This is a genomic window from Pseudomonas sp. 1L-E-NC-VB-C3 (assembly GCF_057291535.1).
This window is the reverse complement of the sequence record NZ_JBXAWD010000011.1, coordinates 85,778-111,428: the sequence shown is the minus strand read 5'-3', so window position 1 is coordinate 111,428 and position 25,651 is coordinate 85,778. Positions and strand designations below refer to the sequence as shown.

Below are 25,651 nucleotides of genomic sequence, written 5' to 3'. Positions count from 1 at the left end.
GACACCGAACCTGTGGGAGCGAGCCTGCTCGCGAAGGCGTCATCACATTCAACATTTTGGGTGACTGACACACCGCTTTCGCGAGCAGGCTCGCTCCCACACGGAATGCACTTCGAACCTGAATTTTTTGTGGACCCCGACATGACCATTCGCTGCAATTCCTACTACACCGCCACCCTCAACCAGGACACCGACTACCCGACCCTGCAAGGCCGGCACAAGGTCGATGTGGTGATCATCGGCGGCGGTTTCACTGGCGTCGCCACTGCCGTCGAACTGGCGGAAAAAGGCCTGAAAGTCGCCATCGTCGAAAGCCACAAGATCGGCTGGGGCGCCACCGGGCGCAATGGCGGGCAAGTTACCGGGAGCCTTTCCGGCGACGGCGCGATGCGCAAGCAGATGCGTGCAAAACTAGGCGATGACGTGGACGATTTCATCTGGCATCTGCGCTGGCGCGGGCATGAAATCATCCGCGAGCGCGTCGAGAAATATGCGATCCAGTGCGACCTCAAACACGGCCACTTGCACGCGGCGTACAAGCCGAGCCACATGGTCGATCTGCGCAAGGACTACGACGAAGCCGTGCGTCGCGGATTAGGCGATGAAGTGAGCCTGCTCGACCGCAGCCAGGTTCGCGACCTGCTGCAAAGCGAGCTTTACCACGGCGCAATCAAGAACACCCGCAACATGCACCTGCACCCACTCAACCTGTGCATTGGCGAAGCACGCGCAGCCGAAAGCCTGGGCGCGCTGATCTTCGAAAACAGTGAAGTGCTGGAGATCATCCACGGCGACACACCTGGCGTGCGCACCGCTCACGGCCAGATCGACGCCAGTCAGGTGATGCTCGCCGGTGACGTCTATCACAAGCTCGAACCGGGCCAGCTCAAGGGCAAGATTTTCCCGGCCATGGGCGGCATCGTCACCACCGCGCCGCTCGGTGATCTGGCGCAACAGATCAACCCCGAAGACCTCGCCGTGTACGACTGCCGCTTCGTCCTCGATTACTACCGGCTGACCGCCGACGGCCGTTTGCTGTTCGGCGGCGGCGCCAACTACAGCGGCAAGGATTCGCGCGACATCACTGCGGAACTGCGCCCGTGTATCGAACGCACGTTCCCGGCGCTAAAAGGTGTGGCGATCGATTACCAGTGGAGCTGCGCGATGGGCATCGTCATCAACCGCATCCCGCAACTGGGCAAGCTCTCGGACAACGTCTGGTATTGCCAGGGCTACTCGGGACACGGCATCGCCACCACACACATCATGGGCGAGATCATGAGCCGCGCGATCACCGGGCAGATGGAACAGTTCGACACCTTCGCCGCGTGCCAGCACATCCGCGTGCCAATGGGCGACCTGCTAGGCAATCCGTTGCTGGCGGCGGGGATGTGGTATTACCAGATGCTCGAGCGGTTGCGCTGAATTCACTGGCCCTATCGCGAGCAGGCTCGCTCCCACATTGGATTTGTGCACGACACAACACCCTGTGGGAGCGAGCCTGCTCGCGAAGAGGCCCTCAAACCCCACACAAAATTCAATCCGGCAACTGCTCCACCACAATCCCCAACCGCCGATAATCCTCGACATTCCCCGACCCGGGATGCCGCTCGGTAATCAACCTATGCAGGCGCGTGCACGGCGCGACCACAAACGGCTCCACCGCACCCAGCTTGTCTGCCGTAGTCACCGCAATCACCCGCGTCGCGCTGTCGAGCATCGCCTGTTTGATCGGCACTTCATCGAAATGCAGCGAGGTGATCCCGACCTCGGGATGAATCGCACACACCCCGGTAATTGCCAGATCCGCCTTGATTCCCGCCAGCAGTCGCAGCGCTTCCTGACCACTGGCCGACATCGAATGCGGATTCAATTCACCGCCCGCCAGAATCACTTTCACGCCCTTGTATTCGGACAAGGCAATCGCCGTCAGTGGGGAAGCGGTCACGGCGGTGATGCGGATATCGGACGGTAACGCGCGCGCCACCTGCAAGGTGGTCGAGCCGGAATCGAACAGCACAATCTGCCCATCCTCGATGTGCTGCGCCGCCAATTGCGCCAGGCGCACCTTGACCTCGTCGGTCTCATCCAGACGGGTGAAGTAATCCTTGCCCGAGTCCTTCGGTCGCGGCAACGCCCCGCCATGCACGCGCTGCACCAGCCCGGCGTTGTCCAGTTCGGCAAGGTCGCGGCGGATAGTGTCTTCGGACACCGCGAAATGCTGGCTCAGCTCGGAGGCCATGACCTTGCCGTCACGCTCGAGAAGCAAAAGGATTTTCTGCCGACGCAGGGACGGCAATTCAGCGATGGAGTGATCGTGCATGGTTGTGCCTGTTTGTGCTTGTAGTTGCAGGTTTCAGCCACACTAGCGAAAGTCTCAAGCAAACACAAACGCAGCGGCTATCAATGCTTTCGATCATTGGAATCAACAAGGCGAATTTTTTCTTTGCGCTGCGCCTGTTCACAATGGCGCCAATCTCAAAAGCTCAGGATGAACAGCCCATGAATCTCAATTTTGCCTTCGCCTGCATGATCGTCGTGTCGTTCGCGATTGCCTTGGGCCACGCCTGACAGCGCGTCAAACCGAGCCCAGCAATTGCTCACGAAGCCGCTTATGCGCCGCAGCCGCCCTGGGGGAAAGGGCTGGGCTGAGGGGGATGGATCTGAATGACACGCCGCAATCGCCAGGCAGCACTGGCTTGCTTCAAGTTTCCTGGCGCACCCGCCTGACCTGCACCAACAACGCCGGAGCAAAATGCAGCAACACCATCCGGCTCAAGTGATGCGTCAGGATAAACACCACGTTCAGCCCGCCGCCAAACGCGACAATCGCAATCGTCTCGATCGCGCCCGGCATGTACGCCAGCCACAGCGCCAGCGGATCACTGCCCAGCCAGCGCGCAGCCACCTCGGCAAACGCCGCTGCAACGATGATCATCAAGCCGACCGAAACCAGAGCGGTGCGCCCATGCCGCGCCAGTTCTGCGATGCCGAGTCCCTGAAAACGTGAGCCGATGCGCACGCCGAGAATCAGTGCGGCCAGGTTCAGGCTCCACTCCGGCATGTGAAAGCCGTGCAGCCATCCCGACTTCACAAATACAGCGGTGATGATGATCGCGGTAAGCATGAACGGCGCCGGGACGCCGACCAGCAACAGCAAGCGTCCGAGCAATACGCTCAGCGCGATGACAGAGAACGCGGTCAGCGCCATGCCTGTGGTCAACGGATCGCTGGCGACTTCAGCCACCGCTGCTTGCCCGGGAATGAGCAAACTCACCAGCACGGTGATCAACAGCAGTCGCATCAGATGCACGATGATGACTTTGCTCGAAGCCTTTTCCGACTCGAGCAAATCGAACACTGCGGCCAATGCGCCGGGATACACCGCCAGCAGTGCATCGGTGCGATTCCATCCGGCACCGCGTGTCAGCCACCATCCGGCGAGTGCAATTTGTACGGTCAGGCAGATCAGCAATACGCCAAGGCTGGGCAACATCGTCGCGGCCGTTTCGCTGTCCCATGCTTCGAACATCAACCCGGTGGCGATGCCCAGCGTGACCTGGATGTAGCCCAGTCCATAAGGAGTTGCCGGGGCGATGCCGGTTTTACTGGCGAACAACGCAGTAACGACAATCGAGCCCAGCAGCAAGCCGTGGGGTACGCCTTCAAACTGCAATAACGCGCCGAAACCGGCCGCAATCAACAAGCACACAATGGATTTCATAGTTCGCCTTCCTGGCTATTTATCTGACACACCACCATTCCACTTGTGGGAGCGAGCCTGCTCGCGAAAGCGTCCTGCCAGTCACAGATAAATAACTGATCTATCGCCTTCGCGAGCAGGCTCGCTCCCACAAGAATCCAATACGTCTTACATACGCAAGCGTGCAATCGCCCGCCGATATTTCTCGATCCGCTCCAGATCCTCCCAACTCGGCGAGGCAATCCGCGAGATATCGCTGTTCTCTTCCAGATCCGCCAGCTTCACCACCCGGCCGATGGGGTTTTGCGCGGCACGGTCGACAAAATCCTCGTAGGACTCGCCGGGCACTTTGGTCACCGCCGCAATCGCCGCCAGCACCTCTTCGCTGAATCCTTCCCCGCGCAAATCATCCAGACTCACCCCGCAATCCTCGACCACATCGTGCAGCACAGCGACGATGCGTTCTTCCAGCGTGTGCATGCGCAACATGACTTTCAGCGGATGCAGAATGTACGGCGCCCCGCCCTTGTCCACCTGCCCGCTGTGGGCCGTGGCGGCAATGGCGATAGCGCGTTCGAGGGTTTGGGCCATGGGAATCGAATCCTGCGCTGAATGTTTCTGATTGTTGCGCAGTGTACGCGAAGATCGCGCAGCGCAAAGCCGATTGAACCTTGCCCGCCCTCGCCGCCTCGAAACCAGACAAGCGCCAAATCACCGATCAGACGCGGCGCCATTGGAGAGGAATTGCCGATGAAAACCCGACTGCTGCTCCTGATCGCCACGTTCGCCATCATCCCCACCTGCGTCATGGCCGAAGGCTGCGACGTGCAGACCCGCTCCTCCAGCGCCTCGGTGCCGGCGGTGGAAACCCATAGCTGTTACGAATACGAAGGCATGCCGGTGGACTCCATCAACTGGTCATGCAGCAACGAAACCAAGGACACCCTCAACGCCACCAAGAAAAAAGTCGATCGCTGCGACGACCACTACCAGGCCACCTGCACCGCCCGCCTCACCCAGGAGTCCCTGGCCAACCCGCACTCGACCAGCAAAGACAAAAGTGCCAAACCGCTGAACATGCCCGACAACGCCAAAGTCACCACGTATTACTACAACGGTGAGCACTTGGCGCAGGCGAAGATTGATTGCGAAAACAGTGGCGGGAACTGGAAGGCTAAGTAACCTCGGTCATCGAGGATTGCCTGATAGAGAGCCCGGCTTGATGCCGGGCTTGCTGCATCTGCAAACAGCTTCAACCTTCACCTGCACCGCTGCTCGTGCCGCTGTCGTTCGATTGCTTCGAACCACTGGGCTTGGAACCCGAAGGTGTAGAGCCGTCATTGTTGGTGGTGTTGCCCTGTGTGCCTTTGGGCACGGTGGCGCCATTGGAATGAATGTCTTCCGGCGCACTCGGGTTGGTCTGGCTGTTGCCGTCGTTAGCGGTGGGTGCCGGGGTATCGCTGGCGGCTGTTGCATAGAGCGAAGTGGCGGATAACAGCGTGGCCAGGGTCAGTGCTGCGAGGTTGGATTTGCGCATGTGGGCGGTTCCTTTGCTGGGATAAGGTATGCATTGGAAGCAGGCGAGCGGCGAAAATGCGGAGGGGCTGACGAATGGCAATGTCCACAAATTTCAAATTCTGAAAAATGCGTAGGAAAACGCATCGTCCGGGGAGGGAGTTTGAGACTTGGGAGATGGGAAGCAGGCGTGCAATCAAATAATCCGTTTCGTGAGTTGGCCGCCGGAACCGCTAAATCCGCCAAATGGCCGTCAATCAAGGTCAAGCACAGCACGCCGTATGGTGCCCTCTCCGTCCTACAGGCCAGTTGCGACGATCGAAATCGCTACCTACAGTGACGCCATCGCTGACCGCAGTCGGCGACGGGTTTCGCAGCCCTAATGAGAATATGACTGACACAGCCAACCGACAATTCTGGCAAAATCCGCCGGCGTTACGTTTTATGGTGGCTGTGCGCGGGAGACCCTTGGGTCTGCCGAGTCTTAGTCTTCTCCTCGGTCTGCGAACCCGCTCACAGCCGCCACCCATTTGTTTCGCAGCAAAGAGGTGGCTCTTCTACCCGAGAGGACTTTTTTGATGACCGCCAACAAACCGCTCCACCATTACGCCCACATGTCCCACCCTGCCACCGATGCACCAGTTCTCCTGATCGATACAGACGTCCCCTTACGCGACCTCCACGCCTGCCTCGCCGAACGCCTGAACGCCGTGCTGAAGTACCTAGATCTCATCGCTTGCACGAGCCTCCCAGATTACGCCGAGCACGACATCAATACCGTAACGAATATCGCAAGGATCATGGTGCAGGATGTGAGTGATGTGTTTCGGGTAATCGAGCGGCGGGGATTTGACTGCATCGCCTAGATAAATTGGATTAACGCTGAGACCGCGCAAAGCGGTTTTAGCGTGACTTTAAAGTGCTTTATCTACAGCAAAACCATTAAGAACTTAATTCCCAGCCACTCCTTATACCGCCCTTAAAAAACAGCACTACCAAACAAAAAACTTACTGCTATAAAAATCACGACCATGATAGCGCTAAAGAATCAAAACATATCAGCAACAACTAATCTCGCGCCAAGCTTCTCACGCAACGATGAGTACTGCGAAGGTAACGAGTCCAGAATCATGTTCAACCGAGTTATTTCGCCTGGCGTAAACTTACCTCCTTTATCAATTTTTTTAAGCATGAAATGAATAATCTCTGGGGCTTGATGATGACTACGTGCAACGCATATACCTAGCAAATTCAAGGCGTCCGTAAGCGCCATACTTTCACTATCGTTTGTAGTCATTTTCTCGTGAAGACGGAAGAACTCAAGATCAAACAATCGAGCATCTAGAGGTGTGAGAGAAGACTTTATGGCAGTCTCGATTTTTTTTGCATTCTCGGAGTTTTGAGAAGCTAACTCTGCAGAGATCTTTGTAAACTGTGAAGAGGTCTTCTTTTCAAGCTCATCACCCTTCGAACGAACCACGAGTTCTAGATCCGCCTTGAGCGTTTCCTTGTCTCTTTCATAGATCCTGAAGTTTGAGAACCACCCGAACCCTAAAAGCAAGCCAACTATCAAAAAAACCCCACCCAAAGCCCAATAAACTGTATCGAGCAATGAACCTTGATACTCTTTCATTAACTCGATTTGAGTTTCCAACAACTTGATTTGTTGCTTAGCGTCTCGAAGCTCCTCGGACAGCACTTCAGCCTTTTCTACTTTTCCACTAGATACGGCAGTGTAACCGGGCGCCGCCATTATAAGCATCACAAAAACGAGAATTGCTCTAATGGCACCTTGCATTTACGATTCCTTTCTATTCAAAAATTAGCAAATACGAAACTCAAAGACAGCACGATAGCTTGCTGTCATCCCATTCGCACCGACAAAAACTTTCAACCACCCTAAAAATTCGCCGGCGTATTCGCACTGATTATCTCCGCCTCATCCGCGCCGATATTCCGGAATTTATGCGGCAGCGTCGTCGGAAAGTAATACCCATCCCCCGCACTCAGCACACTCACCTGCCCGTCCACGGTCAATTCCACCGTGCCACGCGTGACCAGCCCGCACTCTTCGCCTTCGGCATGCACGATCGGCTCTTCGCCGGAGCTGGCGCCGGGGGCGTATTGTTCGCGGAGCAGGCGCATCTGCCGGCTGGGCACCGAGGCGCCGATGAGCAGCAGGCGCAGGCCGTGGCGGCCGAGGTCGGGTTGTTCGTTGGCGCGGAACACGTATTGGTGTTCGCGCGGGGGCTGGTCGAAGGTGAAGAAGTCGGCCAGGGACATCGGTATGCCTTCGAGCAGCTTTTTCAGCGAGCTGACGGAGGGGCTGACGCGGTTCTGTTCGATCAGCGAGATGGTCGCGTTGGTCACGCCGCTACGCCGGGCGAGTTCGCGCTGGGAGAGTTTGTAGCTTTCGCGTACTAGTTTGAGTCGAGAACCCGTATCCATGACTGCCTTATGTAAAAGGGGCGATGGGGGTGGGTGGCGGGTGACGCGCAGGTCGCGCGGATCACGTTGCTCCCGTGTCCCGGAACCGTGAAAGGCGGCTATTAAATCACGTTTGCCAGCGTTGCTCAGCAGGTTCGATGGATGGTGATCGAAATGAGCTGGCTGGCGATTATTGCGGATAAATAAAAAACTTGTGGGAGCTGGCTTGCCAGCGATTGGATGGCACATTCAACATCCCTTTTGCTGAAAGACCGCAATCGCTGGCAAGCCAGCTCCCACAGGTTCTGTGTGCTGTGTAGGGAAAAACCGGCGAGGTCTTTCGGACCGTCGCCGGTGAGGTCAATCAGACGCCGAACCGGTCGCGCAGGGAGTAGTAGACCGCGCCCAGAGCGGTGAGCGGTGCGGAGAAGGTGCGGCCGCCGAGCATTGGTATGTGCGGCAGTGAGGCGAAGGCGTTGAAGCGTTCGGCGTCGCCGCGGATCATTTCCGAGATCAGTTTGCCGGCCAGGTGCGAGCAGGTGACGCCGTGGCCGCTGTAGCCCTGCATGTAGTAGGCGTTCTTTTCGATGCGGCCGAATTGCGGCATGCGCGACATGGTCAGCAGGAAGTTGCCGGTCCAGCGGTAGTCGATCTTCACGTCCTTGAGCTGCGGAAAGGTCTTGAGGATCTTCGGCCGGATCAGCTGCTCGATATCGTCCGGCTCCCGCGCGCCGTAGACCACACCACCACCGTAAAGCAGGCGGTTGTCAGCGGTGAGGCGGTAGTAATCCAGCAGATAGTTGCAGTCCTCGACGCAGTAATTATTGGTGATCAGGCTGCGCGCCTGCTGCTCGGTCAGCGGTTCGGTGACGACGATCTGCGAACCACACGGCATGCTTTTCGCGGTGACGCGATTGTCGAGGCCTTGCGGCAGATAAGCGTTGCCGGCGATCAGCAAATATTTGGCGCGGACCAGACCTTTGGCAGTGCGCACGGTGATCGGCTCGCCGTAGGTGATTTCCACCGCCGCCGATTGCTCGTAGATCTTGCCGCCCAAACGCACGATGGCAGCGGCCTCCCCTAACGCCAGATTCAATGGATGAACGTGGCCGCCCTGCATGTCCAGCAAGCCGCCAACGTAAGCGTCGGAGCCGACTTCGCGACGAATATCCGCTGCATCGAGCATCTTCAGATTGCGGTTGCCGTAGCGCTCCCAATTGCGCTTCTGCTCGGCCAGGCCATTGAGTTGTTTCTTGTTCATCGCCGCGAAAATACCGCCCGGGCGGTAGTCGCACTTGATGTCGTAATCCTTGATGCGCGAACGAATGATGTCGGCGCCTTCAAAGATCATGCTGCCGAGGATTTCTGCAGTCTTGTCGCCGTAGCGCTCTTCGATGACATCGACGTCGCGGCTATAGGAATTGACCAGTTGCCCGCCGTTGCGCCCGCTGGCGCCGTAGCCGACTTTCGCCGCTTCCAGCACCGTGACTTTGTAGCCGGCTTCGCTGAGGAACAGCGCCGAGGACAGGCCGGTATAACCGGCGCCGATGATGCAGACGTCGCAGTCCAGCGCTTCTTCGAGAATCGGGAAGTCGATGACTTCGTTGCGGGTGGCGGCGTAGTAGCTGTTTACGTGTTGCTGTTTCATAGGTTTCTCCGAGGGCCGCCAACCAGGGGCGGCCGCCGCTGTAAAAGAGTCAGAGCTTGATCCAGGTCGCTTTCAGTTCGGTGTACTTGTCGAACGCATGCAGCGATTTGTCGCGACCGTTGCCCGATTGCTTGAAGCCACCGAATGGCGCGGTCATGTCGCCGCCGTCGTACTGGTTGACCCAGACGCTGCCGGCGCGCAGGCCGCGGGCGAAGGTGTGCGCCTTGCTCAGGTTGCTGGTCCACACCCCGGCGGCGAGGCCGAAGATGCTGTCGTTGGCGATCTGCAGGGCTTCTTCGGCAGTGTCGAAGGTGATCAGCGACAGCACCGGGCCGAAGATTTCTTCTTGGGCGATAGTCATCGCATTGGTCACGCCGTCGAAAATCGCTGGCTGCACGTAGAGGCCGCCGGTTTCTTCGAGGGTGCGTTGGCCGCCGGCAATCAACTCGGCGCCCTGCTCGCGGCCGATGCTGATGTAGCGCAGCACGTTGTCCAGTTGACGCTGGTCGACCACGGCGCCGACGGTGGTCGCCGGATCAAGCGCGTGCCCCGGTTTCCACGCTTGCAGCGCTTCCACCAGCAGCGGAATGAACTGCTCGCGAATCGAGCGCTCGACCAGCAGACGCGAGCCGGCAGTGCAGACTTCGCCCTGGTTGAAGGCGATGGCACTGGCTGCTGCCTGGGCTGCCGCGCGCAGGTCCGGTGCGTCGGCGAACACCACGTTCGGGCTCTTGCCGCCGGCCTCGAGCCAGACGCGTTTCATGTTGCTCTGGCCGGCATAGATCATCAGCTGCTTGGCGATCGCCGTGGAGCCGGTGAAGGCCAGCACGTCGACGTCCATGTGCAACGCCAGCGCCTTGCCGACGGTGTGGCCGTAGCCCGGCAGCACGTTGAACACGCCCTTCGGAATACCCGCCTCCAGCGCCAGTTGCGCGATGCGGATAGCGGTCAGCGGTGATTTTTCCGAAGGTTTGAGGATGAACGAGTTACCCGCCGCCAGCGCCGGGGCGAACTTCCAGCTGGCCATGATCAGCGGGAAATTCCACGGCACGATCGCCGCGACCACGCCGGATGGCTCGCGAGTCACGAGGCCGAGTTGATCGTGCGGCGTGGCGGCAACTTCGTCGTAGATCTTGTCGATCGCTTCGGCGCTCCAGCGGATCGCGTTGGCGGTCGCCGGGATGTCGATGCTCATCGAATCGCTGATCGGTTTGCCCATGTCGAGGGTTTCAAGCAGCGCCAGTTCTTCCTGGTGCTGCAGGATCAGATCGGCGAAGCGGATCAGCACGCGCTTGCGCTCGGCGGGGGCTTTTTTCGCCCAGATGCCGGAGTTGAAGGACTGGCGCGCGGCTTCGACGGCGAGGTTGGCGTCGGCTTCATCGGTGCTGGCGACGGCAGCAAGAAAGCGGCCGTCGACCGGGCTCAGGCATTCGAAGGTATCGCCGCTGATCGCCGGGCGATATTCACCGTTGATGAAGGCGCGGGATTCGATGGACAGAGACTGGAAGCGTTGTTCCCAGTCGTTGCGGGTTGTGGTCATTGTTTTGAGCTCGACAAGGGGGAATTTGGGGGTTGGTCTGGTTGCTTTGTCTGGCCGGGAATCGCTGCCCTCACCCTAGCCCTCTCCCAGAGGGAGAGGGGACCGATCGGGGGATGCCTGGTAACTGCGCCGACCTGAAAAATCTTTGCCGAATCCATCATCGACTGGATCGTTCAGGTCGCCGGATATCTCCAGACGACGCGGTCAGTCCCCTCTCCCTCCGGGAGAGGGTTAGGGTGAGGGGCTTTTGATCTTCAGACCGTATGCAGATACCAGTTGTACTCAAGGTCAGAAATCGAGTTCTCGAACTCGGCCAGCTCGCTTTCCTTGCACGCAACGAACACGTCGATGTACATCGGGTCGATGTAGCGCGCCATGACTTCGCTGTCGTCGAGCTCGCGCAAGGCGTCGCGCAGGTTGTTCGGCAGACTCTGCTCGTTCTGCTCGTAGCTGTTGCCTTCGACCGGCGCGCCGGGCTCGATCTGGTTGGTAAGCCCGTGGTGGATACCGGCCAGCACCGACGCCATCAGCAGGTACGGGTTGGCATCAGCACCGGCGACGCGGTGCTCGATGCGCACGGCGTCCGCTGAACCGGTCGGCACGCGCACGGCCACGGTGCGGTTGTCGATGCCCCAGCTCGGCGAGTTCGGCACATAGAATTGCGCGCCGAAGCGGCGGTACGAGTTGACGTTCGGGCAGAGGAACGCCATTTGCGCCGGCAGGGTCTCGAGCACACCGCCGATCGCGTGACGCAGTGCGGCGTTCTGCTCGGGATCCTCGCTGGCGAAGATGTTGTTGCCTTCTTTGTCCAGAATCGAAATGTGCACGTGCAAACCATTGCCGGCCTGGCCCGGATAAGGCTTGGCCATGAAAGTCGTGTCCATCTCGTGGTCGTAGGCGATGTTCTTCACCAGACGCTTGAGCAGGACCGCGTAATCGCACGCCTTGATCGGGTCGGAGACGTGATGCAGGTTGACTTCGAACTGCGCCGGGGCGCTTTCCTTGACGATGGCATCCGCCGGGATGCCCTGCTCTTTCGCGCCTTCAAGGATGTCTTGCAGGCAATCGACGTATTCGTCGAGATCGTCGATCAGGTAAACCTGGGTCGACACCGGACGCTTACCGGATACCGGTGAACGCGGCGATTGCGGACGACCATTCACGTTGTCCTGGTCGATCAGGTAGAACTCGAGTTCGAACGCCGCGCAAATAGTCAGGCCGAGGTCATCGAATTTGCGCACGACGTTGGCCAGCACTTCACGCGGGTCGGCGAAGAACGGCTGGCCTTCGATCTCGTGCATGGTCATCAACAGTTGAGCGGTCGGGCGTTTTTGCCACGGCTCGATGCTCAGGGTGCCGGGGATCGGGTAGCAGATGCGATCGGCATCGCCGATATCCAGGCCCAGACCGGTGCTTTCCACCGTCGAGCCGTTGATGTCCAGCGCGAACAGCGACGCCGGCAGGTTGATGCCTTTTTCGTACACCTTATGAAGACTGGTGCGTTCGATGCGCTTGCCGCGCACCACACCGTTCATATCCGCAATCAGAAGGTCGACGTACAAAACCTCAGGATATTTCTTAAGGAATGCGTTGGCTTCGTTGAGTTGAACGGTACGCAGAGGGACCGACATGATGCACCTATTTAGCTGTTAATTATTATGTTCACCACCGTGTTGCGCAGCCAGTCAATCCGAAAGGCAAAGTGAAGTCAATAGCGAACACCCTGCCCTGCAGCCTTTATTTTTCGGGCTTTTCTTAACACTCTCGTGCCATATCCGCCGGCAAACCCCGGTAAACCTGAGTGATTTGATGAATGGCGTTTAGAATTTTTTACATGGCAGTTGTTAATTAAAATCAACGAGGCTAAGCTCCGGAAAAGCTCGTTCAAGTGACAGACTTCGAGGTGAATAAAAATGGCATTCAAGCCATTGATCGGCGTTACTGCGTGCGTCAAACAGATTGGCCTGCACCCCTATCACATCAGCGGCGACAAGTACGTACGTGCTGTCAGCGTTGGCGCTCAAGGGTTGCCAGTGGTCATTCCTTCCCTCGGCAATCTGACTGAGATCGAAGACCTGCTCGGTCAACTCGACGGTCTGTTGCTTACCGGCTCTCCCTCGAACGTGGAGCCCTTCCACTATCAAGGCCCGGCCAGCGCCCCCGGCACGGATCATGATCCGGCCCGCGACGCCACCACCCTTCCTTTATTGCGTGCAGCCATCGCGGCGGGCGTTCCGGTGCTCGGCATCTGCCGTGGCTTCCAGGAAATGAACGTGGCCTTCGGCGGCAGCCTGCATCAAAAGGTGCACGAGCTGCCCGGCATGCTCGACCACCGTGAAGCCGACAGCCCGGATGTGGCCGTGCAATACGCACCAGCCCATGCGGTCAGCGTGATCGCTGGCGGCGTGTTCGAAGCGCTGGAGCTGCCCGACGAATTTCAGGTCAATTCGATTCACAGCCAGGGCATCGACCGCCTCGCTCCCGGCCTGCGTGCTGAAGCCGTGGCACCGGACGGTTTGATCGAAGCGATCTCGGTCGAGCACAGCCTGACCTTCGCCCTCGGCGTGCAATGGCATCCGGAATGGCAGGTGCTGGACAACCCGAACTACCTGAGGATTTTCCAGGCGTTCGGCGCAGCGTGCCGGCAACGGGCGGCGAAGCGCAGTCAGCGCTGACGCAATCCCAGACTCGATAACAATTTACTGCCCCCACGGCTGACGGATGTGCATCTGCACATCCGTCAGCCGTGAACCGCAACACCCGTGATAACAACAAGTACGACCCAGGCAGCCAGGACGGCGGCGCCGAACAAGCCGGATCGGTACGGACAAAGGCCACTCAGGTCAACGCATATCCCCTGTGGGAGCTGACAGGCATTCCGGACCGTTCCGCAATCCACTTAAGCCCGGCCACATTGGCCAGGCACACGACACCTGTTGGGAGTTTCACATGGCAAACGCCTCCAGCACTTACCGCAAGGCACTCGAAGGTCATCAGCAACCGAAAAAGGTGTTGGTGAAAGTCGATCGTGTCACCAAGAAGTTCGACGAAACCGTGGCCGTGGACGATGTGTCCCTGGAGATCCATCAGGGCGAAATCTTCGCGCTGCTGGGCGGTTCCGGTTCGGGCAAATCGACGCTGCTGCGCATGCTCGCCGGTTTCGAGCGGCCGACCGAGGGGCGGATTCTGCTCGATGGCGTGGACATCACCGACATGCCGCCTTACGAGCGGCCGATCAACATGATGTTCCAGTCCTACGCGCTGTTCCCGCACATGACCGTGGCACAGAACATCGCCTTCGGCCTCAAACAGGACCGTTTGCCTGCCAGCGAAATCGATGCTCGCGTTGAAGAAATGCTGCGCCTTGTGCACATGACCCAATACGCCAAGCGCCGCCCGCACCAGTTGTCCGGCGGCCAGCGGCAGCGCGTCGCCCTCGCCCGCTCGTTGGCCAAACGGCCGAAACTGTTGCTGCTCGACGAGCCGATGGGCGCGCTGGATAAAAAGCTGCGTTCGCAGATGCAGCTTGAGCTGGTGGAAATCATCGAGCGCGTCGGCGTGACTTGCGTGATGGTCACCCACGACCAGGAAGAAGCCATGACCATGGCTCAGCGCATCGCGATCATGCACCTGGGCTGGATCGCGCAGATCGGCAGCCCGGTGGACATTTATGAAGCGCCGGTCAGCCGCATGGTCTGCGAATTCATCGGTAACGTGAACGCCTTTGACGGCACCGTGGTGGAAGATCTGGAAGGCCACGCAATCATTCACAGCCCCGACTTGCAGCAGAAGATCTATGTCGGTCACGGCGTCAGCACCTCGGTGCAGGACAAGTCGATCACCTACGCCATCCGCCCGGAAAAAATGCTCGTCAGCACTACCCAACCGGAGTTCCGCTACAACTGGTCCGAAGGCAAGGTCCACGACATCGCCTACCTCGGCGGCCATTCGGTGTTCTACGTCGAGCTGCCCGGCGGCAAGATCGTCCAGTCGTTCATGGCCAATGCCGAACGCCGTGGCGCGCGGCCGACCTGGGACGACAAGGTCTACGTCTGGTGGGAAGACGACAGCGGCGTGGTGCTGCGCTCATGAGAACTTTCAATCAGCAATTCTTGCGCCTGGTGCCCAGCGGACGAAAACTGGTGATCGGTATTCCGTTCATCTGGCTGTTCCTGTTCTTCATGCTGCCGTTCTTTCTGGTGATGAAGATCAGCTTCTCGGAAGCCGCGCTGTCGATCCCGCCGTACTCGGAGATCTACACCTTCGCCGAACAGAAATTCCAGCTGCTGCTGAACATCGGCAACTACACCCTGCTCGGCGAAGACGAGCTGTACCTGTCGGCGTATCTCGGCTCGCTGAAGGTCGCGGCATTGAGCACGCTGATGTGCCTGGTGATCGGTTTTCCGATGGCTTACGCGATCACCAAGACCGGCAAGGAAACGCAAAACGTCCTGCTGCTGTTGATCATGATGCCGACCTGGACGGCGATCCTGATCCGCGTGTATGCGTGGATGGGCATCCTCAGCAACAACGGTCTGCTCAACGGGTTCCTGATGTGGACCGGGCTCACCGACCACCCGATCGAGATCCTCAACACCAACACTGCCGTCTATATCGGTGTGGTTTACGCGTATCTGCCGTTCATGGTGCTGCCGCTCTACGCCAACCTGGTCAAGCACGACAACAGCCTGCTGGAAGCCGCGCAGGATCTGGGTTCGAGCAACTTCAACAACTTTTGGAAAATCACCGTGCCCCTGGCCAAGAACGGCATCATTGCCGGCTGCATGCTGGTGTTCATTCCGGTGGTTGGCGAGTTCGTGATCCCGGAACTGCTGGGTGGCCCGGAGACGCTGATGATCGGTCGCGTGCTGTGGCAGGAGTTCTTCAATAACCGCGACTGGCCGGTGGCTTCCGCGCTAGCGGTGGTGATGCTGTTGATCCTGATTGTGCCGATTCTGCTGTTCAACCGCAGCCAGGCCAAAGAGATGGAGGCACGGGGATGAAACGCTTCAATTTTTCCAAGTTCATGCTGATCTTCGGCTTGATGTTCATTTATCTGCCGATGCTGATTCTGGTGATCTACTCGTTCAACGCCTCGAAGCTGGTGACGGTGTGGGGTGGCTGGTCAGTGAAGTGGTATGTCGGCCTGCTCGACAACACGCAACTGATGGGCTCGGTGCTGCGTTCGCTGGAGATCGCCTGCTACACCGCGATTGCCGCTGTGGCACTGGGGACGCTGGCGGCGTTCGTGCTGACGCGGGTGACGCGCTTCAAGGGTCGCACGCTGTTTGGTGGTCTGGTGACCGCGCCGTTGGTGATGCCGGAAGTGATCACCGGTCTGTCGCTGTTGCTGCTGTTCGTGGCGATGGCGCAACTGATCGGCTGGCCGCAGGAGCGCGGCATCGTCACCATCTGGATCGCCCATACCACGTTTTGTGCAGCCTATGTCGCGGTGGTAGTCTCCGCGCGCCTTCGCGAGCTGGATCTGTCGATCGAAGAAGCGGCGATGGACCTCGGCGCGAAACCATTCAAAGTGTTTTTCCTGATCACCATCCCCATGATCGCGCCGTCGCTGGCCGCCGGCGGGATGATGTCGTTCGCCTTGTCGCTGGACGATCTGGTGCTGGCGAGTTTCGTTTCCGGGCCGGGCTCGACGACGCTGCCGATGGAAGTGTTCTCGGCGGTGCGCCTGGGCGTTAAACCCGAGATCAACGCCGTGGCCAGCCTGATTCTACTGGCGGTATCGCTGGTGACTTTCCTGGTCTGGTACTTCGGCCGCAAGGCCGAAGCCAATCGCAAACGGGCGATCCAGGAAGCGATGGATCAGACCGCAAACGAGTCGTGGCAACAGCCGGCAACGGCGACTGCCTGAGCAACACCGATGAACGACTGTGGCGAGGGGATTTATCCCCGTTGGGCTGCGAAGCGGCCCCTGCAGTTCTACCTGAAGACTCCGTATTCAGGTTTTGCGACTGCTACGCAGCCGAGCGGGGATAAATCCCCTCGCCACAAGGTTCAAGTGCACCGAGCTTTTGTGTTTTTGAATAAGAAGAAGGGAGTTGTACCGATGAAAATGTTTGGCAGGACTCTGCTGACACTGTCCTTAATGGGCGCAATGGTCATGGGCGCCCAGGCCAACGACAAGGTGCTGCGTGTTTACAACTGGTCCGATTACATCGCGCCGGACACCGTGAAAAAGTTCGAAGACGAGACCGGCATTCGCGTGACCTACGACGTCTTCGACAGCAACGAAACTCTGGAAGCGCGCCTGCTCGCGGGCAAATCCGGCTATGACATCGTCGTGCCGTCGAACAGTTTTCTGGCCAAGCAGATCAAAGCCGGCGTCTACCAGCCGCTGGACAAATCGAAGCTGCCGAACTGGAAGAATCTCAACCCGGTGCTGCTGAAAAACGCCGCCGCCAGTGATCCGGACAATGCCCATGCCTTTCCGTACATGTGGGGCTCGATCGGCATCGGTTTCAACCCGGCGAAGGTCAAGGAAGTGCTCGGCGCCAACGCCCCGACCAACTCCTGGGACTTGCTGTTCAAACCGGAGAACGCGGAAAAACTCAAAGCCTGTGGCATCAGTTTCCTCGATTCGCCAACCGAAATGCTCCCGGCCGCCCTGCACTACCTGGGCTATCCGGTGAACGACAAGGACAAGGCGCACATCGCCGAAGCCGAAGCGCTGTTCATGAAAATCCGCCCTTACGTGGCGTATTTCCATTCCTCGAAGTACATCTCCGATCTGGCCAACGGCAACATCTGCGTGGCGGTGGGTTACTCCGGCGACGTCCTGCAGGCCAAGGCCCGCGCGGTGGAATCGGGCAACAAGGTGGTGATCGACTACAGCATACCCAAGGAAGGCGCCGGCAGTTTCTACGACATGGTCGCCATCCCCCGTGATGCGGCGAACGTCGACAACGCCTACCTGTTCATGGATTTCCTGATGCGCCCGGACATCATCGCCGAAGTCACCAACAGCATCGGCTACAGCAACGCCAACGCAGCGGCCACGCCATTGGTGGACGAAGCGATCCGCAACGAACCGGGCTCGTATCCGTCGCAAGCGGTGATGGCGACGTTGTATGCAGTGCCGGATCAGCCGATTGCCACGCAGCGGATCATGACGCGCGGCTGGACGCGGGTGAAGCTTGGTAAATAAAAACACCGATGATCAAAATGTGGGAGCGAGCCTGCTCGCGAAGGCGTCGTGTCAGGCGATTGAGATGCCGCATGTGCCGACCCTTTCGCGAGCAGGCTCGCTCCCACAATGAAGCAATACAGTGCTGAAAATTTTCCGTTCACGCAGCGCCTTACCACCGCTGCACCCTGATCTGAACGGCCTCACCCGGCTCCCTCGGCTCGGGTGAATTTGCAGGCGCCTTCGGGCGCCTTTTTTTGTCCGTTCAGATCAGCGGCCAGTCCTGCAAAACCCGATAGCGACCCTTGTGCGATTCGAACAGAGCGAAGCGTTCAGCACGCAGAAAGAACTCCGGCGGCGTGCGCGATTCCGGCTCCGGCGCGCGGTACTCGCGGGCCAGCGTCAAGTGCGGACGGAACTCGTGGGTGGGTTGTTCAAAACCGAACGGCAGCATCGCCTGCTCCAGCGCGTAAACCAGGCGCAACAGCGCCGGCGGTGCCTGCTCGGGCGCCAGCGACAGCACACCGGCGCGATGCCAGACCTGCAAGCGATCCAGCTCAATACGCAACGTTTCGCCCGGAATACGCACACTGCCCGCTGCTTCGCAGACGCCGTGAATCTGCGCCAACGGCACCGCACCGAGGAACAGCAGAGTCAGATGAAAGTTATCCGCCGGCACCGGTTTGCCGCTGCGCAGGCCCAGCTCCGCGCGCCACTGGGCGATTGCCTTGCGCTGCGCCGGCGGGCAATCCAGGGCAAAGAACAGCCGCTTTGCAGGTTCATCCTTGCGCACCCCATCAATCATTGCCCTGCCCCCTTGTTCGTCATGATCGCGCCGATTCTACACAGCCTGTGCTGACGACTCGCGACAGGAAGCTATAGTTCAGGGATTGCCATCAACCGGAGGCTGCCATGCGCGAGATCCTCAGCAAAGAACCCTGGTGGGCCCGGCCACCGCATCCCGGACAGGAAGAAAGCGAACTGGAATGGGGCTGGCTGGTGCATTACAGCGAAGGCGAACCGCGCTTCGAATTCGTCCGCGAACGGCCCAGCGACGAGCAGATTCGCAACCGCAAAAGTTGCCGGGTCACCCCCTCGCCCGAATGAATAGAGCCCCGTGAGCACTAATCCTGTGGGAGCGAGCCTGCTCGCGAAAGCGGTGTGTCAGATAAAGAAATGTTACTGATACGACGCTTTCGCGAGCAGGCTCGCTCCCACAGGGTTATGCATTGATCAGTGGGGTTGGGTGTCGCCGGCGGCGGTGTCGATGCTGACAACAACTGACATCCCCGGCCGCAAGCGTTCTGCTTCCTGCTGATCGGGATCGATAGTGATGCGCACCGGCACCCGCTGGGCGATCTTGACGAAGTTGCCGGTGGCGTTGTCGGCCTGCAGCAAGGCAAATTCCGAGCCGGTGCCCGGCGAAATATGCTGCACATGGCCGGTGAATCTGCGGTGGTTCAAGGCGTCGACGGTGAAGCGCACCGGTTGCCCGACACGTACGTTGGCCATCTGGGTTTCCTTCATGTTGGCGATCACCCATTTCTGGTCCGGGACCAACGCCATCAATTGCGCGCCGGAGTTGACGTAGGCGCCCAAGCGCACGCCGATCTGCCCGAGCTGGCCGTCGCGCGGGGCGACAATCCGCGTGTTCGACAGATCGATCCGCGCCAGTTGCACCGCTGCTTCAGCACTGGCCACGGCGGCTTCCAGCGAGCCGCGATTGACGATGACCGTTTGCAGATCCTGCCGGGCGATTTCCAGATTGGCCTTGGCCTGCGCCACAGATGCCGTGCTCTGCGCGTTGGCAGCAAGGGTCACGTCGAACTCGCGTTTGGACACCGAGCCGTCGCGCACCAGTTCCTGATTACGCCGCAGATCGGCCTCGCTCTTGCGCAACTGCGCCTGGCTGTCGGCCAACACCGCCTGGCGCAATTTGATCGTCGCTTCAGCGCTGTTGCGTTGCTGCACGACGTTGGCCAGCCCGGCCTTCTGCACTGCCAGTTGTGCCAGGGACTGGTCGAGGCGTTGCTGATAAATGCGGTCGTCCAGACGCACCAGCAGATCCCCGGCCTTGACGTACTGGAAGTCCTGCACCGGCACCTCGAACACATAGCCGCTGAGCTGCGGGCCGATGATCGTCACCTGCCCGCGCACCAAGGCGTTTTCGGTGGTTTCGACCGCACTGCTGAACGGCGGCAGTTGCCACGCATACAGCACGATCAGGACACCGACGATGGCGATTGCGGCAAAGCCCAGCGAAGAAATGATCCGCACCCGCAGCGAACGCGGCGCGGTATTGGGTGACGATGGCGGCGCCTCACCTTCAGGCGTGGCGGCAATGGCATTGGTAGTTGTGGTGGTCGGTTCGGTCATGAAGAAGTGGCACCGCTGGGTGGTACGGAAGGTGTCGGTTCAATGGCTTTGGTGGTGCTCATCAGCCACAACGCGCGAATCGAAAGCCAGATCATGGTCAGGACGGCAATGACCGCGATCAGCATGAAGACATCGTTATAGGCCAGCACGTTCGCTTCGCGTGTCGCCGCATTGGCGAGACTGCGCATGCCGGCCAGATTGCGCAGGCTCGGGTCGGCGAGCAAACCGCCGTAGGCCGAACCGCCGCTCTGCACGCGCGCCGCCACCAACGGATCGGACATCACCAGATGATCGACGATGTGGCTGGAGTGGTACTTCTCCCGCACGATCTGAAAAGTGCCAAGCAACGCCGCGCCGAGCAGCCCGCCGAGGTTGTTGCAGATCCCGAACAGCACGGAAAAACTCACCAGGTTGCGCGGATTGGTCAGCACGTTGCGCGTGCCGAAGACCATGGTCGGGCCGAGAAAAAACGTACTGCCGAATGCCAGCAGGAACTGGCTGAAGTAGAGATTTTGCGGGCGGGTCAGGTTGTTGGAAAAACTGTCCATCACCGAACCGGTGGCCATCAGCGCCAGCGAGATGATCAAAGGCATCAGCAAGTGTTTGGGGTCGATGGTCAACGCGCTGGTGGCAAGCCCGGCGATACTGCCGATCAGCATCACCACGTACAGACTGTGCAACTGCTCATAGCCCATGTTGAGGTTCTGCATGAAACCGACCGCGCCGGTGGATTGCTCCGAGGTGACCATGCGAATCAGGGTCACCGCCAGCGCCAGGCGAATCATCGTTCCGCTGCCCAGCCAGCGGGTCATCAACATCGGGTTGCTGCGATTGTGCTCAATGGCCAGGCCCATAATGATCAGCGCGATCGAACAGGCCAGCGCCACGCCGATCCAGTCCGCCTCCAGCCACCAGTCGATGCGCCCCAGCGACAGCACCGCGCACAACAACGCCACACCGGTGGCGAGAATGGCGAAGGTCAGGAAGTCGAGTTTTTCGAAGGTCTTGAAGCGGTCACCGGGCGGCAGCTTCAGCAGCAACACACAGCCGAGTGACAGCAGGGCCATGCCCAATTCGAACAGGTACAGACCGCGCCATTCGGCGATCTGCAACAGGTCTTCGGAAAACAGCCGCGCCAGCGGTAACGCCAGTTGCGACGTGCCGAGGCCGAGTACCAACGCTTTGAGCCGCCACTTCGCCGGGAACGCCTGCACCATGTAATACAGACCCAGCGAGCTCAGCGCCGCACCGACCATGCCGTGCGCTGCTCGCACCGCCACTGCCGAGTTGAGATCGTTGACGAACAAATGGCCGAAGGTCACCAGCGCATACAGCACCAGAAACACTTCGGTGAACGCGCGCAAGCCGAACTGCTGGCGAAACTTCACCAACAGCAGGTTCATCGAGACGTTGGTCATCACATACGCCGCCGGCAGCCAGGCCATCTCCGCCGTGGTCGCGCCGAGCGAGCCTTGCAGGTAAGGCAGGTTGGCAACCACCAGCGAGTTTCCCAGCCCACCGGTCACCGCCACCAGCACGCCAACCGCCGCGTACGCCAGGCGCTTGGGCGTGGAGTGCAGCGGTGTCGACGGAGAACCGGGCAGGCTGGGCTTTTCGTGGGGTTGCCAGTTGCGCGGGGCGTATTTATCCATGAATCGGCCTGGTGCTGGGGGTGGAGGAAGTTTGCCGCAATTTGACGGGCAATACACGACTCGACAGACACCAAGGAACCCTGTGGGAGCGAGCCTGCTCGCGAAAGCGCTGTGTCAGTCGACAACTTCATTGATTGAAAGTCCGCATTCGCGAGCAGGCTCGCTCCCACATGGGTTCGGCGTCGCATGGGAGGTCATCGTATAACTTCCAGTTGACAATCCCTGAGAATCTGGGAAATATCCGCATCGATGTTGTACGACGACGTATGACAAATAATAAAAACAACAAACGATTCAGGGAGCGTCACAGTGAGCCCACTCGCCCGCAATTCCGTCCGCCCTTCACGTTTTGCCCATTTCAAACCGCGTTCGACCCTCAGCCTGATCGGTTGCAGCAGTCTAGTCCTGGCCCTGCCCATGAGCGCTGATGCCGAAGGCTTCCTCGACGACAGCAAAGCCACGCTGAACCTGCGCAACGCCTACTTCAACCGCAACTTCGTCAACCCGGCCTATCCGCAGGGCAAGGCTGAAGAGTGGACACAGAGCTTCATTCTCGACGCCAAATCCGGCTTCACCCAAGGCACCGTCGGCTTCGGCCTCGATGTGCTCGGGCTGTATTCGCAAAAGCTCGATGGCGGCAAAGGCACTGGCGGCACGCAACTGTTGCCGATTCATGATGACGGTCGCCCGGCCGACAATTTCGGTCGCCTCGGCGTGGCGCTGAAAGCCAAAGTCTCGAAGACAGAATTGAAAGTCGGTGAATGGATGCCGGTGCTGCCGATCCTGCGCTCCGACGATGGCCGCTCCCTGCCGCAGACCTTTCGCGGCGGCCAGATCACGTCCACTGAAATCAACGGCCTGACCGTCTACGGCGGCCAGTTCCGTGGCAACAGCCCGCGCAACGACGCGAGCATGGAAGACATGTCGATGAACGGCCGCGGTGCATTCACCTCCGATCGCTTCAACTTCGGCGGCGGCGAATACAGCTTCAACGAAAAACGCACCATGGTCGGCGTGTGGTACGCCGAGCTCACCGACATCTATCAGCAGCAGTATTTCAACCTCAGCCACAGCCAGCCGATGGGCGACTGGACGCTGGGCGCCAACCTCGGTTTCTTCACCGGCAAGGAAGACGGCAGCGCTCAGGCCGGCGACCTCGACAACAAGACCGCGTTCGCCCTGCTCTCGGCGAAATATGGTGGCAACACCTTCTACGTCGGCCTGCAGAAACTCACCGGCGACGATGCCTGGATGCGCGTCAACGGCACCAGCGGCGGCACCCTGGCCAACGACAGTTACAACGCCAGTTATGACAACGCCAAAGAGCGCTCCTGGCAGGTGCGTCACGACTACAACTTCGTTGCGCTGGGCGTGCCTGGCCTGACCCTGATGAACCGCTACATCAGCGGCGATAACGTGCACACCGCCACCACCAATGACGGCAAGGAATGGGGCCGCGAATCGGAACTGGCCTACACCGTGCAGAGCGGCCCGCTGAAGAACCTCAACGTGAAATGGCGCAACGCGACCATTCGCCGGGACTTCAGCACCAACGAATTTGACGAGAACCGGATCTTTATCAGCTATCCGATTTCGTTGTTGTAACGGTTGGCGGTTTGCCCTGTGGGAGCGAGCCTGCTCGCGAAAGCGCCGGACCAGTCGACTTGTTCTGACTGGCACAACGCCTTCGCGAGCAGGCTCGCTCCCACAAGGGGATTGCATTGCAAGGCAGGTATCGGGTGTTGAAAAAATGAATCGCCCCTTCCGTCATCTACACCAAAAGTCGCGTTGACAAGATCCGGAAACCCTACCGATACTTCAGCGCAGTCATACGACAACCTACAACAAACCTAATAACAATGTGTTCAGGGATTGCCATGACGTCTATTTCTACCCCCCGCGCTCCTTTCAACCGCCTGCTGCTGACCGGTGCCGCCGGAGGCCTGGGCAAAGTCCTGCGCGAACGCCTGCGCCCTTACGCCAATGTGCTGCGCCTGTCCGACATCGCCGCCCTCGCCCCGGCCGTCGATGATCACGAAGAAGTCGTGCTCTGCGACCTCGCCGACAAGCAAGCCGTGCATCAACTGGTCGAAGGAGTCGATGCGATCCTGCATTTCGGCGGCGTTTCGGTTGAGCGGCCGTTCGAAGAAATCCTCGGCGCCAACATCTGCGGCGTGTTCCACATTTACGAAGCGGCACGCAAGCACGGTGTGAAACGGGTGATCTTCGCCAGCTCCAACCACGTCATCGGTTTCTACAAACAGGACGAGAAACTCGACGCCATATCTCCACGCCGCCCCGACGGTTACTACGGCTTGTCCAAGTCCTACGGCGAAGACATGGCCAGTTTCTACTTCGATCGCTACGGCATCGAAACCGTCAGCATCCGCATCGGCTCCTCGTTCCCCGAACCGCAGAACCGCCGGATGATGCACACCTGGCTGAGCTTCGACGATCTCACGCAACTGCTCGAACGCTCGCTGTACACACCAAACGTCGGCCACACCGTGGTCTACGGCATGTCCGCCAACAAAGACGTCTGGTGGGACAACCGCTACGCCAGCCACCTCGGTTTCGAAGCCAAGGACACCTCGGAAGTGTTCCGCGACAAGGTCGAAGCGCAGCCGATGCCAGCCGACGATGATCCGGCGCGGATCTATCAGGGCGGCGCCTTCGTCGCAGCAGGCCCGTTTGGCGATTGATCGCTCGACTTGATCCCCCTCCAATAAAAACCAAGGGAATGAGTATGCAAGCCGAATTGATCGTCGACGCCCGCAACGCGGTCGGTGAAAGCCCGGTCTGGGTGCCGCAGGAAAACGCCCTGTACTGGGTCGATATTCCCAACGGCGGGCTGCAACGCTGGAGCGCTGACACCGGGCACGTCGCCTCGTGGAAAGCCCCGCAAATGCTCGCCTGCATCACCCGCCACCGCAGTGGCGGCTGGGTCGCCGGCATGGAAAGCGGTTTCTATCGCCTGCACCCGCACAGCGACGGCAGCCTCGACAGCGAATTGCTCGCCACCGTCGGGCACAGCCGCGCGGACATGCGCCTCAACGACGGTCGCTGCGATCGCCAAGGGCGTTTCTGGGCCGGCAGCATGGTGCTGAATATGGGCCTGAACGCGCCTGAAGGCCGGCTCTATCGCTACGGCGCCGGGCAGACTGGCGTGATCGAAGCGCAGCTGGATGGCTTCATCGTGCCCAACGGCCTCGCCTTCAGCCCCGACGGCAAAACCATGTACCTGTCGGACTCGCACCCCAACGTGCAACTGATCTGGGCCTTCGATTACGACACCGAGACCGGCACGCCATCGAATCGCCGAATCTTCGTCGACATGAATCACTTCCCCGGCCGCCCCGATGGCGCTGCCGTGGATGCCGAAGGCTGCTACTGGATCTGCGCCAACGACGCCGGCCTGATTCACCGCTTCGCCCCGGACGGTCGTCTGGATTTTTCACTGGAAGTACCGGTGAAGAAACCGACCATGTGTGCCTTCGGCGGCAGCAACCTGGACACCTTGTTTGTCGCCTCGATTCGCCCCGGCGATGACCACGATCCGCAATCCCTGGCCGGCGGCGTGTTCGCCCTGAAGCCAGGCGTCAAGGGCCTCGCCGAACCGCAATTCAACGATTTGCTTTAGACCCTC

The 25,651-nt window shown here is 59.5% G+C and carries 25 protein-coding genes; 13 read left to right on the top strand and 12 right to left on the bottom strand.

The features are described 5' to 3' along the window. Positions 1-141 precede the first annotated feature (141 nt). Complete coding sequence (locus AC0Z5Z_RS18970; RefSeq protein ID WP_485611524.1) at positions 142-1,425, top strand: NAD(P)/FAD-dependent oxidoreductase; 1,284 nt, start codon at positions 142-144, stop codon at positions 1,423-1,425. 112 nt (positions 1,426-1,537) lie between these two features. Here AC0Z5Z_RS18970 and AC0Z5Z_RS18965 read toward each other — a convergent pair whose 3' ends face one another. Then, complete coding sequence (locus AC0Z5Z_RS18965) at positions 1,538-2,323, bottom strand: DeoR/GlpR family DNA-binding transcription regulator (protein ID WP_056789103.1); 786 nt, start codon at positions 2,321-2,323, stop codon at positions 1,538-1,540. 83 nt (positions 2,324-2,406) lie between these two features. On the opposite strand from AC0Z5Z_RS18965, the gene AC0Z5Z_RS18960 reads away from it, so the two are divergent. Further along, positions 2,407-2,571: a hypothetical protein gene (locus AC0Z5Z_RS18960; protein ID WP_485611523.1), complete on the top strand. Its 165-nt coding sequence runs from the start codon at positions 2,407-2,409 to the stop codon at positions 2,569-2,571. Positions 2,572-2,704: 133 nt separating this feature from the next. On the opposite strand, the gene AC0Z5Z_RS18955 is transcribed toward AC0Z5Z_RS18960, so the two are convergent. Continuing rightward, the gene (locus AC0Z5Z_RS18955; RefSeq protein ID WP_485611522.1) at positions 2,705-3,724 is read right to left on the bottom strand and encodes an AbrB family transcriptional regulator; all 1,020 of its coding nucleotides are present in this window, start codon (positions 3,722-3,724) and stop codon (positions 2,705-2,707) included. Between the two features lie 147 nt (positions 3,725-3,871). Beyond that, positions 3,872-4,294 carry an HD domain-containing protein gene (locus AC0Z5Z_RS18950; protein WP_258706870.1) on the bottom strand — a complete coding sequence of 141 codons (423 nt, stop codon included), beginning with the start codon at positions 4,292-4,294 and terminating at the stop codon, positions 3,872-3,874. A 159-nt stretch (positions 4,295-4,453) separates the two neighbouring features. On the opposite strand from AC0Z5Z_RS18950, the gene AC0Z5Z_RS18945 reads away from it, so the two are divergent. Beyond that, positions 4,454-4,885, top strand: coding sequence for a hypothetical protein (locus tag AC0Z5Z_RS18945; protein ID WP_375122344.1), 432 nt, complete (start codon positions 4,454-4,456; stop codon positions 4,883-4,885). Positions 4,886-4,955: 70 nt separating this feature from the next. Here AC0Z5Z_RS18945 and AC0Z5Z_RS18940 read toward each other — a convergent pair whose 3' ends face one another. Beyond that, on the bottom strand, positions 4,956-5,240 hold the full coding sequence (locus tag AC0Z5Z_RS18940) for a hypothetical protein (RefSeq protein WP_095181995.1): 285 nt from the start codon (positions 5,238-5,240) through the stop codon (positions 4,956-4,958). Between the two features lie 556 nt (positions 5,241-5,796). Here AC0Z5Z_RS18940 and AC0Z5Z_RS18935 point away from each other — a divergent pair. Continuing rightward, positions 5,797-6,084, top strand: a complete 288-nt coding sequence (locus AC0Z5Z_RS18935; protein ID WP_485611521.1) for a fructose-bisphosphate aldolase — start codon at positions 5,797-5,799, stop codon at positions 6,082-6,084. Between the two features lie 182 nt (positions 6,085-6,266). On the opposite strand, the gene AC0Z5Z_RS18930 is transcribed toward AC0Z5Z_RS18935, so the two are convergent. The 5 genes from AC0Z5Z_RS18930 to AC0Z5Z_RS18910 all read right to left on the bottom strand — a co-directional run bounded on the left by AC0Z5Z_RS18930 (position 6,267) and on the right by AC0Z5Z_RS18910 (position 12,464). After that, positions 6,267-7,016: a hypothetical protein gene (locus AC0Z5Z_RS18930; protein WP_485611520.1), complete on the bottom strand. Its 750-nt coding sequence runs from the start codon at positions 7,014-7,016 to the stop codon at positions 6,267-6,269. Positions 7,017-7,117: 101 nt separating this feature from the next. Beyond that, entirely contained in the window at positions 7,118-7,666 is a 549-nt protein-coding gene (locus AC0Z5Z_RS18925) for a cupin domain-containing protein (protein ID WP_011333561.1), read from the bottom strand. Between the two features lie 343 nt (positions 7,667-8,009). Beyond that, a complete protein-coding gene (locus tag AC0Z5Z_RS18920) occupies positions 8,010-9,293 on the bottom strand; it encodes an NAD(P)/FAD-dependent oxidoreductase (RefSeq protein ID WP_485611519.1) in 1,284 nt (427 codons plus the stop codon). A 49-nt stretch (positions 9,294-9,342) separates the two neighbouring features. Beyond that, on the bottom strand, positions 9,343-10,833 hold the full coding sequence (locus AC0Z5Z_RS18915) for an aldehyde dehydrogenase (RefSeq protein ID WP_041480929.1): 1,491 nt from the start codon (positions 10,831-10,833) through the stop codon (positions 9,343-9,345). A gap of 254 nt (positions 10,834-11,087) precedes the next feature. Beyond that, complete coding sequence (locus AC0Z5Z_RS18910) at positions 11,088-12,464, bottom strand: glutamine synthetase family protein (protein ID WP_007918694.1); 1,377 nt, start codon at positions 12,462-12,464, stop codon at positions 11,088-11,090. 282 nt (positions 12,465-12,746) lie between these two features. Here AC0Z5Z_RS18910 and AC0Z5Z_RS18905 point away from each other — a divergent pair, with 282 nt between their 5' ends. The 5 genes from AC0Z5Z_RS18905 (at position 12,747) to AC0Z5Z_RS18885 (ending at position 17,998) form a co-directional block, all read left to right on the top strand. Further along, positions 12,747-13,508 (top strand): gamma-glutamyl-gamma-aminobutyrate hydrolase family protein, encoded by a 762-nt coding sequence (locus tag AC0Z5Z_RS18905; protein WP_485611518.1) that lies wholly within the window; start codon positions 12,747-12,749, stop codon positions 13,506-13,508. Positions 13,509-13,782: 274 nt separating this feature from the next. Further along, positions 13,783-14,925, top strand: coding sequence for an ABC transporter ATP-binding protein (locus tag AC0Z5Z_RS18900; RefSeq protein ID WP_039763289.1), 1,143 nt, complete (start codon positions 13,783-13,785; stop codon positions 14,923-14,925). Continuing rightward, positions 14,922-15,836 (top strand): ABC transporter permease subunit, encoded by a 915-nt coding sequence (locus AC0Z5Z_RS18895; protein ID WP_024013334.1) that lies wholly within the window; start codon positions 14,922-14,924, stop codon positions 15,834-15,836. Before AC0Z5Z_RS18900 ends, AC0Z5Z_RS18895 begins: the two co-directional genes overlap by 4 nt. Then, entirely contained in the window at positions 15,833-16,705 is an 873-nt protein-coding gene (locus AC0Z5Z_RS18890; RefSeq protein ID WP_056789082.1) for an ABC transporter permease subunit, read from the top strand. The genes AC0Z5Z_RS18895 and AC0Z5Z_RS18890 overlap by 4 nt, the downstream gene beginning before the upstream one ends. A gap of 195 nt (positions 16,706-16,900) precedes the next feature. Next, positions 16,901-17,998 carry a polyamine ABC transporter substrate-binding protein gene (locus tag AC0Z5Z_RS18885; protein ID WP_016775183.1) on the top strand — a complete coding sequence of 366 codons (1,098 nt, stop codon included), beginning with the start codon at positions 16,901-16,903 and terminating at the stop codon, positions 17,996-17,998. A gap of 244 nt (positions 17,999-18,242) precedes the next feature. Here AC0Z5Z_RS18885 and thpR read toward each other — a convergent pair whose 3' ends face one another. Further along, positions 18,243-18,782 carry an RNA 2',3'-cyclic phosphodiesterase gene (thpR, locus tag AC0Z5Z_RS18880; RefSeq protein ID WP_485611517.1) on the bottom strand — a complete coding sequence of 180 codons (540 nt, stop codon included), beginning with the start codon at positions 18,780-18,782 and terminating at the stop codon, positions 18,243-18,245. A 107-nt stretch (positions 18,783-18,889) separates the two neighbouring features. Between thpR and AC0Z5Z_RS18875 the strand changes: the two genes are divergently transcribed. Next, positions 18,890-19,084, top strand: a complete 195-nt coding sequence (locus AC0Z5Z_RS18875; RefSeq protein WP_125927669.1) for a hypothetical protein — start codon at positions 18,890-18,892, stop codon at positions 19,082-19,084. A 126-nt stretch (positions 19,085-19,210) separates the two neighbouring features. Here AC0Z5Z_RS18875 and AC0Z5Z_RS18870 read toward each other — a convergent pair whose 3' ends face one another. Together AC0Z5Z_RS18870 and AC0Z5Z_RS18865 are read right to left on the bottom strand one after the other, a co-directional pair. Next, positions 19,211-20,353, bottom strand: a complete 1,143-nt coding sequence (locus AC0Z5Z_RS18870; protein ID WP_041480937.1) for an HlyD family secretion protein — start codon at positions 20,351-20,353, stop codon at positions 19,211-19,213. Continuing rightward, positions 20,350-22,005, bottom strand: a complete 1,656-nt coding sequence (locus AC0Z5Z_RS18865) for an MFS transporter (protein WP_056789076.1) — start codon at positions 22,003-22,005, stop codon at positions 20,350-20,352. Before AC0Z5Z_RS18865 ends, AC0Z5Z_RS18870 begins: the two co-directional genes overlap by 4 nt. A gap of 309 nt (positions 22,006-22,314) precedes the next feature. Between AC0Z5Z_RS18865 and AC0Z5Z_RS18860 the strand changes: the two genes are divergently transcribed. From AC0Z5Z_RS18860 to AC0Z5Z_RS18850, 3 genes are all read left to right on the top strand, one after another. Next, entirely contained in the window at positions 22,315-23,610 is a 1,296-nt protein-coding gene (locus AC0Z5Z_RS18860; RefSeq protein WP_431078062.1) for an OprD family porin, read from the top strand. Between the two features lie 272 nt (positions 23,611-23,882). Continuing rightward, complete coding sequence (locus AC0Z5Z_RS18855; protein ID WP_236168613.1) at positions 23,883-24,707, top strand: NAD-dependent epimerase/dehydratase family protein; 825 nt, start codon at positions 23,883-23,885, stop codon at positions 24,705-24,707. A gap of 44 nt (positions 24,708-24,751) precedes the next feature. Continuing rightward, positions 24,752-25,645: an SMP-30/gluconolactonase/LRE family protein gene (locus AC0Z5Z_RS18850; protein WP_252884424.1), complete on the top strand. Its 894-nt coding sequence runs from the start codon at positions 24,752-24,754 to the stop codon at positions 25,643-25,645. Positions 25,646-25,651: the final 6 nt, after the last annotated feature.